The organism is Micromonospora avicenniae, assembly GCF_900156065.1.
Classification (GTDB): Bacteria; Actinomycetota; Actinomycetes; order Mycobacteriales; family Micromonosporaceae; genus Micromonospora; species Micromonospora avicenniae.
Genome location: NZ_FTNF01000020.1, coordinates 80,942 through 98,075, shown reverse-complemented (window position 1 = coordinate 98,075; position 17,134 = coordinate 80,942). Strand labels below are relative to the sequence as shown.

Below are 17,134 nucleotides of genomic sequence, written 5' to 3'. Positions count from 1 at the left end.
CGGGAGATCAAACGCTGCCTCAAGCGCTACGTCGCCCGAGAGCTCTACCGACGCCTCGAAACCCCACCAGGACCACTTGACGCGGCATAGGAGCGACCGATGGTCAGGCGGATCCTCTGCCGCTTCCCCGCCAAGGAGCACCTGCTCGCGGCGCTGGTCGAGCCGCTGCTGGCCGACGTCGAGGGGTTGCTGGACCCGCGGAGGGGCTGCCGCGTAGACGCGTCACGCTGCGCGGTGGTCAGGGGCCGGTCCCGACGGAGGCCGGGCCGGCCCCGGGCGCTGGATCGCGAGCAGGTCGAGGCGGCACGGCGGATGCACGCCGCCGGCGACCAGTCGGTGGATGCGGCCGGGGCCGGTAACGAGACTCTTTAGAGACGGTTTTCAGACTGTTCCGCGACGGGCTCATCGGTGCTGGCGGACACCTCGTCGGCGGTCCCCACCCGCTCGAACACTTGAGCCAGGCGGGCGAGGTCGACGCCCTCGAAGTGGTCGAGGAACCGCCGGCGGACAGCGGCCAGGTGGCTCGGCCAGGACTCGGTGAGCCGCGCGAAGCCGGCGTCGGTGAGGACGGCGTTCCAGCCGCGGGCGTCCTGCTCGCTGCGAACCCGGCGCACCAGGCCCTGCGTCTCCAGGCGGGTGATGGTCCGGGTCATCCCACTCAGCGAGAGTTGACACGCGGACGCGAGTTCGCTCATCCGCAGCTGCCGCTCGGGCGCCTCGGAGAGGTGCATGAGGGCCGTGTACTCGGTGAGCGGGAGTTGCCGGTCGTAGATCATGTCGGCGTCGATCGCCCTGGGCAGGAGATACATCACCCGGTACAGGTTGCGTACCAGGGCCTCCTCGTCCTGGTCGAGAGGCTTCAGGGGTTTGCCGGGGACACCGAGCATGGCCACCATCCTAGTTCCGGGCGCGGGCATGCCGCCCGAGCCGGTGTGACGGCAACCATAGCTCGCCTATTTGCTTGACCAAGCAATGACTGTCTAGCGTGTGCTGGCGTAACACCACGACTTCTGGAGGCACCACACCCATGACCAGGATCGGCATCATCCTCGGCAGCACCCGCCCCGGCCGCAACGGCGAGGCGGTTGCCCGCTGGGTCCTCGAGCACGCCAAGCAGCGCTCGGACGCGGAGTTCGACCTCATCGACCTGCTCGACCACCCGCTGCCGCACCTCGACGAGGCGATCCCGCCGTCGATGGGGCAGTACAGCCAGCCGCACACCAAGCGCTGGGCCGAGACCATCGCCCAGTACGACGGCTTCGTGATCGTCACCCCGGAGTACAACCACTCCACCTCGGGCGCGCTCAAGAACGCCATCGACTACCTCTTCGCCGAGTGGAACAACAAGGCCGTCGGCTTCGTCAGCTACGGCTCGGTCGGCGGCGCGCGGGCCGTCGAGCACCTGCGCCTGATCGCCGGTGAGCTCATGATGGCCGACGTGCGGGTCCAGGTGGCGCTGTCGCTGCACAGCGACTTCGAGAACTACAGCGTCTTCAAGCCGAACCCGGTCCACGAGCCCGCGCTCAACACCATGATCGACCAGGTCGTGGCCTGGAGCGGCGCGCTGGCCCACCTGCGCAAGAACTGAACACGCACCTGAACGCACCGAAGGTGGCCGCCGGCTCGTCCTGCGGCCACCTTCGCGTACCCGGCGGCATTCAGGCCGCCAGGGCGGCGTAACGGCCGTTGCGACCCAGCAGATTGTCGTGGGTGCCGCACTCGACGATGCGACCGTGGTCGAGCACCGCGATCTGGTCGGCGTCGCGGACGGTGGAGAGCCGGTGGGCGATGGTGATCGTGGTGCGCCCCTTGGCCAGCTCGTCGAACGCCCGCTGCACGGCCCGTTCGGTCTCGGTGTCCAGCGCGCTGGTGGCCTCGTCGAGGATCAGCACCCGCGGGTCCCGCAGCAGCGTGCGCGCGATCGCCAGCCGTTGCTTCTCACCGCCGGAGAAGCGGTGGCCCCGCGAGCCGACGACTGTGTCGTACCCCTCCGGCAGGCTCGCGATCACGTCGTGGATCTGCGCGGCGCGCGCGGCCGCCTCGATCTCCGGGTCGGTGGCGTCCGGCCGGGCGTACCGCAGGTTCTCCCGCACGGTGGTGTGCAGCAGGTAGGTCTCCTGGCTCACCACGCCCACGACTGCGGCCAGATCGGCCAGGCGCATGTCACGCAGGTCCACCCCGTCGATGGTGATCCGACCACTGGTCGGGTCGTGCAGCCGGCTGACCAGGGCGGCAAGGGTGCTCTTGCCGGAGCCGGTCTCCCCGACCAGGGCCAGTCCGGTGCCGGCGGGCACGTCGAGGGTGACCCCCGCGACCGCCGCGGTGTCGCTGCCCGGGTAGCTGTAGGTGACCTCCTCCAGGCGCAGGTGGCCGCGGACCCGGCGCGGGTCGACCGTTACCGGCTCGGCCGGTTCGGCCACCTCGACCGGCAGGTCCAGGTACTCGAAGATCCGGGCGAACAGCGCCAGCGACGAGGTCACCGAGACACCCACGTTGAGCAGCATCATCAGCGGGCGGAACAGCCCGTTCTGCAGCGCGGTGAAGGCGACCAGGGTGCCGATGCTCAGCGTGCCGGCGGTGCCCGGCAGGCCGGCGCCGAGGTAGATGAGCGCCGGGACGGCGGCGAAGACGATGGTCATCGAGGCCATCCGCCAGCGTCCGGCCAGCTCGCTGCGCAGCTCCAGGTCGACCAGGCGGGCCGAGGAGGCGGTGAAGCGCTCGATCAGCGCCGGCGCGGTGCCGAGGGTCTTGGCGAGCTGCACGCCACTGATCGACAGGCCCTCCTCGACCGTGACGTTCAGGTCGGCGAGTTCCCGCTGGCGTCGGGCGGTGATCTCACGGCGCAGCCGGGCTACGCGGCGGGTGAGCCAGATGGCCGGCGGGAGGATGACCAGCGAGACCAGGGACAGCCGCCAGGAGAGCGCGACCATGGCCGCCACGGTGGCGACCACCGTCGTCAGGTTCGACGCGATCGAGGTGGCGGTGGAGGTGACGACCGACTGCATGCCACCGATGTCGTTGGTGATCCGCGACTGCACCTCGCCCGTACGGGTGCGGGTGAAAAAGTTCAGCGACTGCCGCTGGAGGTGGGTGAACACCTCGGTGCGCAGTCGGTGCATGACCTCCTGCCCGACCCGGGTGGAGATCCAGGTCTGCACCACGCCGAGGACGGCGGTGACCGCCGCCACGCCGATCATGCCGAGGACTAGCCAGACCAGCAGGCGCAGGTCGCGCTCCGGCAGGGCGCTGTCGATCACGTGCCGCAGCAGGAACGGCGAGGCCATGGCGATGACCGAGGACGCCACGATGATCGCGGTGACCACGGTGAGGGACGCCCGATGGGGGCGGAAGAGCCCGGCGACGCGCCGCAGCGGCACCTGCCGGGCCTGCGCCTTCTCCGCCGGGCTGACGGTGCGGGGGCCGCGGTCGCGGCCGTGGGGGTTGGGCTCCAAGAGCGGCTGCCTTCCGTCGCACTTTACTGAGGTTGCCTCATCATGAGGTAACAACCGTAGCTGCTGCTACCGTATTCCGCGTGACCGAGGCGGACGGCGACGACGACACCCTGGCCGAGGCGTTCTGGAAGGTCGCGCGGCTGCTGCGTCATCGCACCCGGGCAGCCCTCGCGCCCTGGGACATCAGCCCGAGCCAGGCACGCGCCCTCGGCGTCCTGGCCCGGCACGGCGTACTGCGTCCCGGCGCGCTCGCCGAGCACCTGCGCATCGCACCCCGCTCCGCCACCGAGGTGGTCGACGACCTGCAGCGGCGTGGGCTGGTCGAACGCCGCCCCGACCCGAACGACAGGCGGGCCACCCTGGTCGCGCTCACCGCCGAGGGCGTACGCACCAGCACCGCCATCCGGGCCACCCGCCAGGCCGAGGCGGACCGGTTGTTCGCCGAACTCACCCCCGGCGACCGCGACGACCTCGCCCGCATCCTGCGTACGCTGCACGGCTGACCACCCGGGACGGGCCCGGGATGACCGGCTGCGCGGGGCCGCGGCAGTCCCCTGGCCGGGTTTGGTCACCGGCCGGCCGGGTAGCCGAGCCCGTCCGATCGACGGGACCGGCGGGTGACGGGAGGGCCTCGTGGTGCGCCTGCTCAGCGGTACGACCGGCGGCCGGCGCTGATGTGCGGCATCGGTGGGGAGGCCCGGTTCGACGGGTCGAGGCCCGACGCCGCGGCGGTGACCCGGATGACCGAGGCCATGCGCTCCCGCGGCCCGGACGGCGAGGGGCTCTGGAGCGACGGCTGGGTGACCCTCGGACACCGGCGGCTCACCATCATCGACCTCTCCGACGCCGGCGCCCAACCGATGGTCCGCGAGGACCTGGGGCTCGGCCTGGTCTTCAACGGCTGCATCTACAACTACCCCGAGCTGCGCGAGGAACTGCGCAACGCCGGCTACGACTTCCGCTCCACCAGCGACACCGAGGTGATCCTGGTGGCGTACGCCCACTGGGGCGAGCGGTTCGTCGACCATCTGGTCGGCATGTTCGCCTTCGGCCTGGTGGACCAGGTTCGGCGGCGACTGGTGCTGGCCCGCGACCGCCTCGGCATCAAACCGCTCTACCTCGCCGAGACGCCCGATCGGCTACGGTTCGCCTCCAGCCTGCCGGCGCTGCTGCGCGCCGGGGACGTGGACACCGGGATCGACCCGGTGGCGCTGCACCACTACCTCTCCTGGCACTCGATCGTGCCCGCGCCCCGGACCATCCTGCGCGGCGTGCGCAAGCTGCCACCGGCCACCCTGCGGATCGTCGAGGCGGACGGGCGCAGCCGCGACGAGCGGTACTGGCAGCCGGACTACGTACGGGAACCCGCCGAGGCGGCGATGGGCGCGCGGGACTGGCAGACCGCCGTCGGGGAGGCGCTGCGCACCGCCGTACACCGGCGGCTGGTCGCGGACGTCCCGGTCGGAGTGCTGCTCTCCGGCGGCCTGGACTCCAGTCTCATCGTGGCGCTGCTCGCCGAGGCGGGGCAGCGGCACCTGCGCACGTTCAGCATCGGCTTCGACAGCCGGGGCGACGAAGCCGGCGACGAGTTCCACTACTCCGACCTGGTGGCGCGCGCCTTCGACACCGACCACCAGCGCGTCCGGCTCGCCGACGACGACCTGGTCCCCGCCGTACGCCGGACCGTGCTGGCGATGACCGAGCCGATGGGCAGCCACGACGTGGTCGCCTTCCACCTGCTCTCCGAACAGGTGGCCCAGCACGTCAAGGTGGCCCAGTCGGGGCAGGGCGCGGACGAGGTGTTCGCCGGCTACGGCTACCACCAGCCGCTGGCGGAGGTGCCCCGGGAGACCGCCGCGGACGAGTTCGCGTCCGCGTTCTTCGACCGGGACCACGCCGAGCTGAACCGGGTGGTCGGCCCGGCGTACGCGTTGGACCGGGACGCCAGCCGCGACCTGCTCGACGCGCACCTGGCGGCGCCCGGGGCACAGACCGCGCTGGACGCGGTGCTGCGGCTGGACACCCACCTGATGCTCCCCGACGACCCGGTCAAACGGGTCGACAGCATGAGCATGGCGTGGGGCCTGGAGGTGCGTACGCCCTTCCTCGACCAGGACCTGGTCACCCTCGCGGCGCACTGCCCGCCGGAGCACAAGCTGGCCCGGGGCGGTAAGGGGGTGCTCAAGGAGGTGGCCCGGGAGGTGCTGCCGGCCGAGGTGATCGACCGGCCGAAGGGCTACTTCCCGGTGCCCGCGCTGCGCAACGTGGACGGTGCCGTGCGCGAACTGGTGGTCGAGGCGTTGCAGGCGCCCGTCGCCCGCGAGCGTGCCCTGTTCCGTCAGGAGTACGTGGCGCAGCTGCTGGCCGAGCCGGACCGGGCCGCGGCGGCCGCCGGCAGCAACAAGCTCTGGCAGCTGGGCCTGCTCGAACTCTGGCTCCAGTCCCACGACATCCACTGACCCCTGCCCCCGGAGGGTCAGGTGGCGGTGGTCCAGGCGGCCAGCTCGGCGAGTACCGCGCGCAGGTCGCCGGTCTCGTCGAGGACGCGCCGCTGTCGGGTGGCGCCGGTGCCCTCGCCGCGCAGCCGGGTCAGCTGGTCGAGCACGTAGCCCAGATCGCCGTGCCGGACCAGCGCCGGTGAGACCGTGGCGAAGAGCTCGTCGACCAGCTCCCACGCCGGCCGGGCACCGCCGCGACGCAGGTCGATGAGGGTGCCGTCCAGGCCGTCGTGCGCGGCCCGCCAGTGCGCGGCGGACACCAGGCAATCGCGCACGGGTGACGCCGGCACGCCGGCGCGCGCCTCGTCGAGGACCGTCGCGACCAGGGCACGCAACAGCGCGGCGACCAGCACCGTGTCGTCGACGGTCGGGCACACGTCCCCGACCCGGATCTCCACTGTGGGGTACGCGGCGGACGGCCGGGCGTACCAGTAGACCATCGCCGCGTCGAGCATGACGCCGGCGGAGATCAGCTCCTCCACCGTACGGTCGTAGTCCGCCGCCGAAGCGAAGTAGGGGGTGGGGCCGAGGCTGGGCCAGCGTTCCAGCTGCATCGAACGCCAACTGGCGTGCCCGGTGTCGGCGCCGTCGTGCAGCGGCGAGTTGGTGGCGATCGCGTGCACCACGGGCAGCCAGGGACGCAGGTGGTTGCACACCTGGATGGCGAGTTCCCGGTCCGGCACCCCGACGTGCACGTGACAGCCGCAGACCGCCGGGTCGTGCGCCACTGGTCCGTACCGCCGGGACATGGCGTGGTAGCGCGGTTTGTCCGGGACCGTCCGGTGCGGCTCGTGCATCGGGGTCGCCCCCACCGCGACCAGCCGGGCGCCGGCCGACTCGGCCGCCTCGGCGGCCGAGCGCCGCAGCGCAACCAGGTGCGCGCGCAACTCGGCCAGGTCGGCGGTGACCGGGGTGACCATCTCGACCATGCTGTGCCGGAACTCCTGCCGGCTCTGGTCCCGCGCCGGGCCGCGCAACGCGGTCAGGACCCGCTGGGCGACCGGCAGGTTCTCCCCGGACCGCAGGTCCAGCAGCAGGAACTCCTCCTCCACGCCGAGGGTCAGCGTGGTGAGGTCGGGCACCGCGGTGGCGACTGTCGGACGGTACGTCATACGTTCGGCGTCCGTTTCGTCGGGCGACGCCCCGGGCGTCGCGCTACTCGGCCGGATCAGCGTTCCCGCCGACTCGACCGGCAAACGCTCCGGATCGGCCACTGCCGCACTCCGCTGACCAGGTACTGAGCGTCGCGGCCCGGTCCCGTGACGGGGCCGGGCCGCGACGCTCGGTGTGGTCAGTCGGTGCAGGAAGGTGCGTCGAAGTGCCCCGGCGTGCCGGGGTACGCCGGCCCAGCGCCGTGCTGGCGGTTGTCCCGCGGATAGACGAGGGCCAGCTCCACGAAGGCGGAGGTGTCTTCGGTGGTCGCGTCGGACCCGGCACGTCCGGCGCCGGAGCCCCAGGCCACCCGGCTGAGGAAGTTCTGCATGGCCGGGCTGTGCTGGCGGACGTCGTTGAACCCGCCGTAGGCCGAGTTGCAGTGGGTGAACAGGTTGTAGGCGCCGTTCCAGTCGATGAGCCGGTCACCGTTGTTCGGCCCGTTCTCCGTCACGTCGCCTTGGAGCACGTCCCGGTCCCAGCCGCCGTAGATCCAGTCGGTGCCGTGGTGGTGCTGGTTGTCGGCCACCTCCCCGTTGTCCAGCCCGGTCATCTCGAACCAGAGGCAGGGGTCGACGGTGACGCCGTCGCTGGTCACCGGCCAGGCGCCGGCCGCGCAGTTGTCCGGGTACGCGCCACGCGGACGGAAGTCCAGCAGGTCGGAGCCGAGCACGGCTTCCACGGCCGGGCCGCTGGTCGCGCCGGCACCACCGAAGATGTGGTCCACGTACTGGTCGTGGTCGCCACGCGCGGCGGCGCTGAACGCCCCGTCCACCTGGCACTGCGGTTCGGCCCCGTCCAGCACCGGATCGCAGCCCTTGCCACCCCAGAGCACGTCCGAACCGTCGGCCCCGAAGAGCTGGTCACCGCCGCTGTCACCGTTGGCCACGTCGTCGCCGAAGCCCGCGTGGATGTTGTCCGCCCCCGCGCCGCCCCGGATCCGGTCGTCGCCGCCCTCCGTCAGCCCGTCGTGCGGCATCGGCGCCGAGGTGGAGCCGCCGATCCAGGTGTCGCCGTCGGTGTCGTGCAGCAGGTCCACACGCCGGTCGTAGTCGCCGGCCCGGAACCCGGTGTACGTCTCCTGCGGCGGGGACGACAGCGTCACCGTGAACCCGAGCGCCGCGACATCGTCGGCGTTCAGGTACTGGTTGACCACGCCGCCCCGGTCACCGAGGATCGCGTCCCGCCCCGCCTCGCCGTACAGGGCGTCGGCACCCAACTCGCCGACGATGTCGTCGTCGCCGTCACCGCCCCGGATCAGGTCGTCGCCGTCCTGGCCCCAGATCCCGTCGTCCCCGGCGTCGCCGAAAAGCTGGTCCGCCCCGTACGCCCCGGCCGGCTCGCAGGTGACCTGGGCGGTGGTGCAGAACCGGGTGGACGGTCCGGGCAGCGCCGGGTCGTGGGTGCGGGCCACTGTGGCGTCCGCCGGCACCGCGCCGGCCGGGTACCGCTCGGTGTAGACCCGCTCGGTCGGCTGCCCGTCGCCCGTGACGACCGTACGCAGCAGCGAGCCGTTGTCGCCGAGCAGCACGTCCGCGGCGCCGTTGCCCTCGATCAGGTCACCGGTGTCCCGGAAACCGGGAGCGGTGCTGCCGCCGATCAGGTCGTCCTGGCCGGCCGGCTCGCCCGTCCCGGTCAGCCCCTCCGCCGCCGACGGGGTGCCCGGCCAGCCGGCGTCCGGCAGCGGCGTGACCGTGCTGTGGCCGGCCGCGCCCAGGGCGGAGTCACCGCGCAGCACGTCCGCGCCACCGTTGCCCTCCAGGTAGTCGCCGCCGCCGTCACCGGTCAGCGCGTCGTCGCCGTCCTGTCCCCAGAGCGTGTCGACACCGTCGCCGCCGCTGACGCGGTCACCGCCGTGCCGGTTGGCGTCGACCGCCGCCCGGTCGAGCAGCACCACGATCCGCGGCCCGAACGGCGCCCCGCCCGAGCCGAGCCGGACGGTCACCGGAGTCGGCGTCTCACCCGGCAGCGGCCGCAGCACCGCGCCGTTGTCACCGATCGCCGCGTCCGAACCGGGTCCGCCGAACACGGCGTCCGCGGCGTCCGGCTGCCCAGTGGTGGCCGCGCCGGAACCGTCGTACGCCGTGCTGGACCCGCCGACCAGGTCGTCGTCGCCGTAGTTGCCCTCGACCCAGTCGGAGCCGGGGCCGCCCTCGGCGAAGTCCGCGCCACCGTCGGCGTGCACCCGGTCGGCGCCGCCCTGACCGAAGATCACGTCGTCGGCGGATCCGCCGGAGATCAGATCCCCGCCACTGGTGCCGGCCGCCGGGCTGAAGCCGAGGTCGAGCAGGGTGACCTTGCGGGGCGGTCCGGCCCGGCCCTGGGTGACCCGGGTCGCGTCGGCGCCCGCCGGGACGAAGCGGCCGTTGTCGCCGGCGATCAGGTCCTCGTCGGCGTCGCCGAAGATCTGGTCACCGGTGTCGGGCCGGCCGGTCCCCGCCGTCGGTTCCTGGCTGGAACCGCCGACGATTTCGTCCCGCCCGAAGTTGCCGTGCATCACGTCCGCGCCGTTGTTCCCCTCCAGCTGGTCGTCGCCTCCGTCGCCGTCGACCCGGTCGCCGCCGAGGCCGCCGTACGCCATGTCGTCGTCCGGACCGCCGGAGATCACATCGCCGGCGCCCGCGTCAGGTGCGTCCCCAGCCAGGTCCAGCGGGTACGGCCCGACGTCGCCGACCCGTGGCGTGCCGTTGTCGCCGACGATCCGGTCCGGCCCGGCCTCGCCGTAGATCCGATCCTGCCCGTCGCCCGCGCCCGCTACCCGGCTGCCGCCGTACAGCAGGTCCCCGTCGGGCCCACCGAAGAGCTGGTCGTCATCGGCGTTGCCCTCGACGGTGTCCACCCCGTCGCCGCCGTAGAGACCGTCGTCGTCGGCGTTGCCGAAGAGCAGGTCGTCCTGGCCGTCGCCGTGCAGCTGGTCCACACCCGCCGCGCCCCAGGCCCGGTCGGCGCCGTCGCCCAGGTGCAGGGTGTCGTTGCCGAGCTGGCCGCAGGCGCGGTCGTCGCCGCCGCCGAGGTCGGCGCGGTCGTCGCCGCCACCGGCCGCGACCCGCTCCACCCCGAGGCCACCGAGGATCAGGTCCGGGTCGCCCTGGGCCTTCGGGGCCGGCTGGCCGTCTGCGAGTGTGGCGTCGGCGCAGGTCTCCTTGGGCAGGTGCCGGTCACCGAAGATGGTGGAGCCACCGTCGCCACCGATGATGTGGTCCTTGCCCAGGCCGCCGACCAGCAGCTTGGTCTGCGGCTGCACCCCGGGCGGCAGCGGCGTGTGGACCACCTCGCGGAACGGGCCGTAGCCGTCGTCGTCGCCGGCCTCACCGACCTCGGACGGTTCGGCGAGCACGTGGTCGTCGCCGGGGCCGCCGTAGAGTTCGTCGGTGCCGTATCCGCCGATCAGGACGTCGTCGGCGCCGTACCCGTAGAGCCGTCCGGTCTGGCCGTTGGCCGAGTGCGAGACCACGAGGTCGCTGCCGGCGCTGCCGTACACGGTGTCCTCGCCGCTGCCGGTGTCCACCTGGTTGGTCAACCCGGCGTCGCCGGTGCCGGGCCCGTCCGCCGGGTCCGGCGCACCCGCGTCGGAGGTGTGGATGGTGTCGTCGCCCACCCCACCGTTGATCGTGTCCTCGCCCGGACCGCCGACGAGCAGGTTGTCGCCGCTGGGCTTGTCGTCGGTGAGCACGCCGAGCACGTCGTTGCCGGCGTTGCCGTACACCTTGCTGCTGCCGTGTCCGACGGTGACGTGGTCGTCCCCGTCGGAGTTGGGGTCGGTCGCGCCGGTGGGGCCGGTCAGCGTGGTCCAGTCGACCAGCCCGTCGAGCTCTGACTCGAGATCGGCGCCGTCCGCGGTGCGCACCGTGGTCGGCCCCAGGTCGGTGCCGCCGAGCGTGCCGTCGCCGGCCACCTCGTCGTTCCCGTCGCCGGTCGTGATGGTGTCCCTACCGGGGCCGCCCGCGATCCGGCTGACCATGCCGGACCCCTCCGCGGTGACGATGACGTCGTCACCGCCACGCCCGTCGACGAACGCGGCGCCGGTGCCGGTGCGGATCTGGTCCCGCCCCTGGGAGCCGAGGACCACGGCGGTCTGGTCGAAGTCCGACGTCTTCGTGCCGTCCCCGCTGGGGTCGCCGTCACCCAGCAGCAGCACCGACATGGCCGGCTTGCTCTTGTCGGCCGGGTCGTAGTCCCGACCGTCGACGACTACCCGCTTCAGACCGGGATCGAGGAACTCCTCCCGGTGACCGAGCGCCTCGACGGCGAAGCCGTCGAAGAGTGGGTCGGGGCCGACGTCGGGGTCGTCGGGGTCGGGGTCGGGGTCGGCGTAGTGCAGCGCGTACACCTTGACCACGTCACCGGCGTAGGGGTCGCGGTCGTTGCCCCAGGCGGCGTGGCCGCGCTGCTTCTCCCCACCGAACTTGCCGGCGAAGACCACGAGCGTGTCGCCGACCGTGCCGCCGAGTTTCGGTGATGGCGGTGCGCAGTTCGGTTGCGCCCGGAAGTCCAGCAGGACCGCGTCGACCAGCGTGAAGTCGAAGGTCTTCTCGAAGAGCACCAGGTCGATGGTGATGTAGACCTTCAGGAACACCGACAGCTGGCCGCTGGTGGTGAAGAGGCAGATCGGGTTGTTCATCAGCGCCTGGAGGAACTCGCTGGTGCGGAACTTGCCGTCGTTGTTCGGGTCGTTCCAGCTGAACCCGACGGTGAGCCGGATGCCACCCTCGATGCCGGCCTTGAGGAACAGCACGGAGACCTGGGCCCCGGCGGCGATCTCACCACGGAGGGTGACCACCGGGACGGCGGTGCCGGTGCTGTCCGCCGTCTTGAAGTAGAGCCCGTCGAGCAGCTTCACCGCGTCCAGCTCGGTGTCCTTGGTAGCCGCCTCGATGGCGTGCCGGATGCCGGCGGTGTCCAGGCCCGCGATGAACCGTGCGGTCACCGAGGCGCTGCCCGCCAAGGTGATCATGACCGGCGGCGGGGCGTAGACCGGGCCGAACGACTGGCGCCAGCTGAACCCGAGGGTGAGCGGCCCGGAGTCGAAGCCGATCAGCTCGACGTCCTGCCCCATGAGCAGGCCGAAGAGCGAGCCGGGGTTGTCGAAGACCGGGAAGGTGAAGCCGATCTTCTCGGCGGTGGACTTCCCGTCCGGGTCCTTGGCGAAGATCTTCTTGCCGTCGTCCCCGGCCGCCGCGTCGACGGTCGACTTGACCTCGTCGGCGGGCTTGGCCTGGGTGAAGTCGTCGGCCCTGTCGATCAGGCTCTCTGCGGAGGCCGGGGAGACCTCCGTGGTCAGTGCCTTCTCCGGGTCGACCAGGAACTGACCCAGCGGGATGGCGCAGCCGGAGTCGCAGTCCGGAATCGAGCGGATGAAATCGACCACCGCGCGCACGGTGTGCACGAAGGACAGATCCGGTCCGTCGTTCAGCGTGCTGAACTGCTCGGCCAGCGAGACCAGGGTGATGTCGGACCCGCCGGTGGCCTTGGACAGGTCGGACAGGACGGGGATCGGGGCGTACAGGGTGTCGATGACCGGCTGCAGTGGCCCGGTAACCGCCTTGAGCTGCTCCACGACCGGCTTGAGGATCCTGTCGAAGAAGGCGCCCGCGTCGAGCGCGATGTCGGTGAAGGTGATCCGCAAGCCGTGGTCCGGGGCGTCGCCCGCCGCGGTCAGCCCGCCGCGCTGGTGGGTCAGCTGCCAGGTCATCCCGAAGCGGGCGCTGATGCCGGGCAGCGCCGAGTCGCCGCTGGTGCTGGGCTTTGCGGCGAGCTTCCAGTCGATCTTCACCTTGACGGTGAGGTCGGTGGCGATCAGGGAACCGAGGTCGCCGAACTCGGCCAGGGTCAGCTTGGCGTCCGGGTCGGCCACGCACTCGCCGGCCGGGGTGTCACCGAAGCAGCTCTGCTCCCCCGGCGAACCCTTGAGGTCGATCGCGAAGTACGCGCTGACCAGCGGATCGCTGCCCTGCTTCTCCGCGTCGACCCGGATGAAGGCGAGCTGCGCCTCCATCTTCTGCGGCACGTCGAAGAACGCGCCGATGGCCAGTTCCGGTGCCCCGTCCCCGGTGTGGGTGGCGACGTAGAAGCCCTCGTCCCGGTCGAGCACCAGGTCCAACCGCAGCTTCCAGCCCAGGTTCGCGGTGACCTTGTCGTTGGTGCCCTTCGCGGCCTTCAGCGACAGGCCGGGGATGCCCAGGTCCAGCGGCACGTCCACGCCCGGGCAGTCGCCGGTGCAGCCCTGCTCCGGCGACGGGGTGCCCTGGCTCGCGGTGAGGGTGATCCGTACCGACTGGAAGTTCTCCGCGCCGCAGGTCTCGGCGTCGTCGCGGCAGGTCACCGTGGCCTTGGCGCCCGGCGCCACCTCGCCCAGCGCCTCGTCCAGGGCGGCCTGCACCCCGGCCTTGTCGAGGGTGGCGTCGTTCAGCACGGGCCCGATCGCCGCCTTCACCTTCTCCCGCAGGTCCGCGATGAACCGCTCGCCCTGCTGCAGGTCGTCGCCGACCAGCGGCAGCTTGCCGTCGAAGCTGGCCAGCCGCAGGGCCTCCTCCACCTTGGCCAGGTATCCGTCGATGCCGACATTGAAGTCGGTGAGCTTCAGCGCCAGGTTCTGGAAGCAGGTGCCGAGATCCGGCGGGGTGGTGCTCGCCTTCAGGTCCAGCCCCAACTCGAGCGAGAGGGTGTTGCTCGTGCCACCCGGGTCGCAGCCGTTCACGAAGACCGGGGCGCGGGCGCAGATCGGTTTGTCCGCCCCGCCGACGCCGTCGCCGCAGTCGGTGCCAGCGGTGGTGACGCTCGGCGTCGCGGCGAGCAATCCAGCGATTGGCCCGTCCGCGGCGAGACCGCCGAGACCGAAGCTGACGTTGGTACGTACCGTGCCGTGGTCGTCGGCCTTGCCGAGGTCGACCGCGAGCGGGCCGACTCGGGCGGCCACCGCCAGGTCGTCGACGCCGCCGGTCACCGTCACGTCCGCGGACGAGCTGCGGTCCAGCAGCGGTACGCCGTCGGGGCGCAGCGGCAGCAGCAGGCCGAGCTGTGCCCGCGCGTTCACGTCCACCGTGTACGCGCCGGAGGTGTCCAGGCTCACCAGCTCACGGGCGGCGTCCCAGCGGAACGCCAACGGGCCGCCGGTCTGGAAGCCGCGCTTCCAGTCCAGCCCGAGCCGCAGGTACGGCCCACCGGCGCGCTCGTCCAGCGTGAACCCGATGCCGCTGCCCTCGCCGATGGCCTTGTTGAGCACGTCGATCGCGTCCTGGAGGGTGTCCGGCGGGGTGGCTAGCAGCCGGTCCACCGCGTCGGCCAGCTCCGGGCGCAGCGCGTAGGCGGTGCCGTCGGCGGGGGTGGGCGTACCGGCCGGGTCGATGCGCAACGTCTGCCCGTCGACTCGCTCCAGCACCCGGTACGCCTTGCTGCCGATCACCACAGCCCGGTCGGACAGCCGCGGGTCGAAGGCGCTGTCCTCGTCCCGGTTGGCGTCCTTGAGCAGGAAACTGTCGCCCTGGGTGGCGTAGCTGACCCCGGCGCCGACGCCGCTCTCGTCGCTGCCGAGCAGCTGCCGGGCGGAGCGGCCCAGCAGCGGGATCTCCGTGTCCAGCGGACCGGTGCCCGCGGTGGGCGCGGCGAGCGCGCCGTTGACCAGCCGCAGCGCCTCCACGACGAGCGCGAAGAGCGCCTTCGGGTCGTCGGGGTTGAAGTCGAGCGCGAACAGCCCGTCCAGCTCGGAGGTGTCGACGCTCGGCTGGCCGCCGGCGGTCCAGCTCACGTCGACGCCGACGCCGCTGCCCAGCGCTCCGGTGCCGCCGGGCACGCTCACGTCCACCCGGCCGGTGGTCCGCACCGAGTGGGTGGCCGCCAGCAGACCGGTCGGATTCTGCTTGAGCTGTGTGAACAGGGTGCCGAGGGAGATGTCCTGCGCCTGCTTGAACCGAACCTCGATCATGCGCTTGCCGGCCTCGGCCGGCCCCACGGCGAGGTTGCCCCCCAGCTTGGCCTTGAGGAACCCGGCGGTGGTGTAGAAGTCGACCGCGCTGCTGATCGGGAAGTCGGCGGCGAACAGCGGGGTGGCCGGGTCGGTGCGCAGCAGCACCCGGTCGGCGTTGGCGGCCGGGCTGCCCAGGTCGCGCAGGTCGAGGACCAGTGTCAGATCCGCCTCGTAACGCGGCTTCACGGTGGCGAAGCTGGCCTGGGCGTTCGCCGCGCGCAGTCCGACCGGCTTGCCCCCCACCGTCTTGGTGAACGCGCCGCCAAGCTCGACCGCGCCCGTGTGCGGGCTGGACCCACTGACCACCCAGGCGCTGTCGGCGGCGGGTTGTCCACCGATCCAGCTCGTCTCGAGGGTGACGGCGTTCGCCGTGTTGCTCTCCACGGTGCCGGCCGAGGTGCCGGCGACCACCCGCTGTCCGACCAGCCCGCCCGGGGTGAACCGGTTGCCCTGCACACTGAAGCCGTCGGCGGTGAAGGTGGCGCCGCGGCCGGAGACCGAGGGGGCGCCCGGGTCGAGCGCCACCTCCTCCGTCGACTCGCGCTCCAGCCGCACCCGGAACGCCAGCTTGTCGTCGGCGAAGGAGACGTTGTCGACCGGCAGCTCCTCGGCGGCGAGCAGGGTGAACAGTTCCTGGACGGAGCCGAACTTCGGCTGCCCGGCCTTCGCCGGGTCGTCGCCGGGCTGGAACTGCGGGTCCTCCGGCCGGGGGTACACGTTTTCCTGAAGGAACGCGGTGATCTTCTCGTTGACCTTGACCGCGTCCGCGAAGGTGCCGCGCAGGAAGGGCAGGTCGAGGTTGCCGGCCGGTCCGCTCTGTTGCACGCCGCCGATGAGCGTGGCGAGCTGGGCCAGCCCGGCGGCGAGGTCGAGCGGGCTCATGCTGCGGAACCGGCCGATCGTCTCGTCCAGGCCGCTGGTGGTGACGGTCGGCGTGCCGGAGGAGATGTCCGGCCAGTCGACGGTGACCGTCCCTTCGATGGCGGGCAGAGCGACCGGGACGCCCTCGGTGGCGGCACCGAGCTTCACCTCGGCGTGCACCGAGCCGGGGCCCGATTCGGTCTCGTCGTCGGAGATCCGGCCACCGCCGGAGTTGTCGAGCGTGACCTGGACGAGCCCGGCGAGGGAACCGGCGGCGCCGAGTTCACCGGTGCCGGCGCCCGCCGCCGTGTCGAAGGCGAGGCGGCCGTCACCGTTGGGGTCGGTGAGAGTGACCTTGAGGTGGGTACGCGCCGCGAGGGTACTGCCCGTGGTCAGCTTCACGCCGAGGATGCCGACGGAGGCGGTGGCCTGGGCGAGATCGGTGCGGAGGCGGGCCACCGCGTCGATGTCGATCCGCGGGGTGTCGCCGTCGCGCACCAGGTAGGTCTCGCCGGAGGCGGTGTGCCGCGCCCGCAGGTGCAGGGTGGCCCAGCCGGTGACGCTCACCGCGTCGGCGACGGTCACCCCGGAGACGGCAAGGCCCTTCCCGTTGACTTCCTTCTTCGTGCTGAGCAGCACGTCGAGCAGCCGGTCCCCGCCGTCCTCGGTGACCGTGCTGGTCAGCCGGGTGCCACCGCCCAGGTCGACGTCGTTTCGTGTCAGGTCGTCGGCCAAGGCGTCGGCAGCGGTCGGGGCCAGCTTGTCGACCTGGACGAGCGCGCCGGGACTGGTGTCGAGCAGCGGCAGCGGCTGGGCCAGCGGGCCGATCCGGGACAGACCGTTCTCGGCCCAGGTGGCCGTACGGTTCATCAGCGCCTTGAAGGCGGTCTCCCAGGCCTCGTCGGCCTGGGCCGGTGGCGCCGTCCACACGGCAGCGAACGTCGTTGCGAGCAGAGTCGCGAGTATCGCGGCGATCAGACGCCGGAGAGCCATCATGAGCCACCTCGTTCCGAAGGGATGGCCGTCTCGGACGGCGCCGTCGGCGACAGCACATCGATCGCGGAACTTGCTCACAACGAGTGAGTCGACATGGTGACAGAGCGTCGAACCGATCAGTCGGACCAATGCTGACCGGCTGGTGGCACGGGGCGTCCGGACGGAGACTGGCCCGGCCGGAGAATCCGACCGGGCCAGTCGACGAACGTGCC

At 72.1% G+C, this 17,134-nt stretch carries 8 protein-coding genes; 4 read left to right on the top strand and 4 right to left on the bottom strand.

What is annotated here, in order from left to right:
• Nucleotides 1-99 precede the first annotated feature (99 nt).
• Nucleotides 100-372, top strand: a complete 273-nt coding sequence (locus tag BXA10_RS24495; protein WP_076473182.1) for a hypothetical protein — start codon at nt 100-102, stop codon at nt 370-372.
• Here the strand turns inward: BXA10_RS24495 and BXA10_RS24490 are convergent.
• Nucleotides 369-887 (bottom strand): MarR family winged helix-turn-helix transcriptional regulator, encoded by a 519-nt coding sequence (locus BXA10_RS24490; protein ID WP_076473191.1) that lies wholly within the window; start codon nt 885-887, stop codon nt 369-371. The two genes, BXA10_RS24495 and BXA10_RS24490, sit on opposite strands and share 4 nt — an antisense overlap.
• A 140-nt stretch (nt 888-1,027) precedes the next feature.
• Here BXA10_RS24490 and BXA10_RS24485 point away from each other — a divergent pair, with 140 nt between their 5' ends.
• A complete protein-coding gene (locus BXA10_RS24485; RefSeq protein WP_076473181.1) occupies nt 1,028-1,588 on the top strand; it encodes an NADPH-dependent FMN reductase in 561 nt (186 codons plus the stop codon).
• A gap of 70 nt (nt 1,589-1,658) precedes the next feature.
• On the opposite strand, the gene BXA10_RS24480 is transcribed toward BXA10_RS24485, so the two are convergent.
• Nucleotides 1,659-3,452: an ABC transporter ATP-binding protein gene (locus BXA10_RS24480; protein ID WP_076473180.1), complete on the bottom strand. Its 1,794-nt coding sequence runs from the start codon at nt 3,450-3,452 to the stop codon at nt 1,659-1,661.
• Between the two features lie 80 nt (nt 3,453-3,532).
• Between BXA10_RS24480 and BXA10_RS24475 the strand changes: the two genes are divergently transcribed.
• Nucleotides 3,533-3,955: a MarR family winged helix-turn-helix transcriptional regulator gene (locus BXA10_RS24475; protein ID WP_076473179.1), complete on the top strand. Its 423-nt coding sequence runs from the start codon at nt 3,533-3,535 to the stop codon at nt 3,953-3,955.
• Nucleotides 3,956-4,126: 171 nt separating this feature from the next.
• Nucleotides 4,127-5,911, top strand: coding sequence for an N-acetylglutaminylglutamine amidotransferase (locus BXA10_RS24470; protein ID WP_076473178.1), 1,785 nt, complete (start codon nt 4,127-4,129; stop codon nt 5,909-5,911).
• Between the two features lie 17 nt (nt 5,912-5,928).
• On the opposite strand, the gene BXA10_RS24465 is transcribed toward BXA10_RS24470, so the two are convergent.
• Nucleotides 5,929-7,062: a carboxylate-amine ligase gene (locus tag BXA10_RS24465; RefSeq protein ID WP_076473177.1), complete on the bottom strand. Its 1,134-nt coding sequence runs from the start codon at nt 7,060-7,062 to the stop codon at nt 5,929-5,931.
• 179 nt (nt 7,063-7,241) lie between these two features.
• A complete protein-coding gene (locus BXA10_RS24460; protein WP_139338121.1) occupies nt 7,242-16,919 on the bottom strand; it encodes a calcium-binding protein in 9,678 nt (3,225 codons plus the stop codon).
• Nucleotides 16,920-17,134 lie beyond the last annotated feature (215 nt).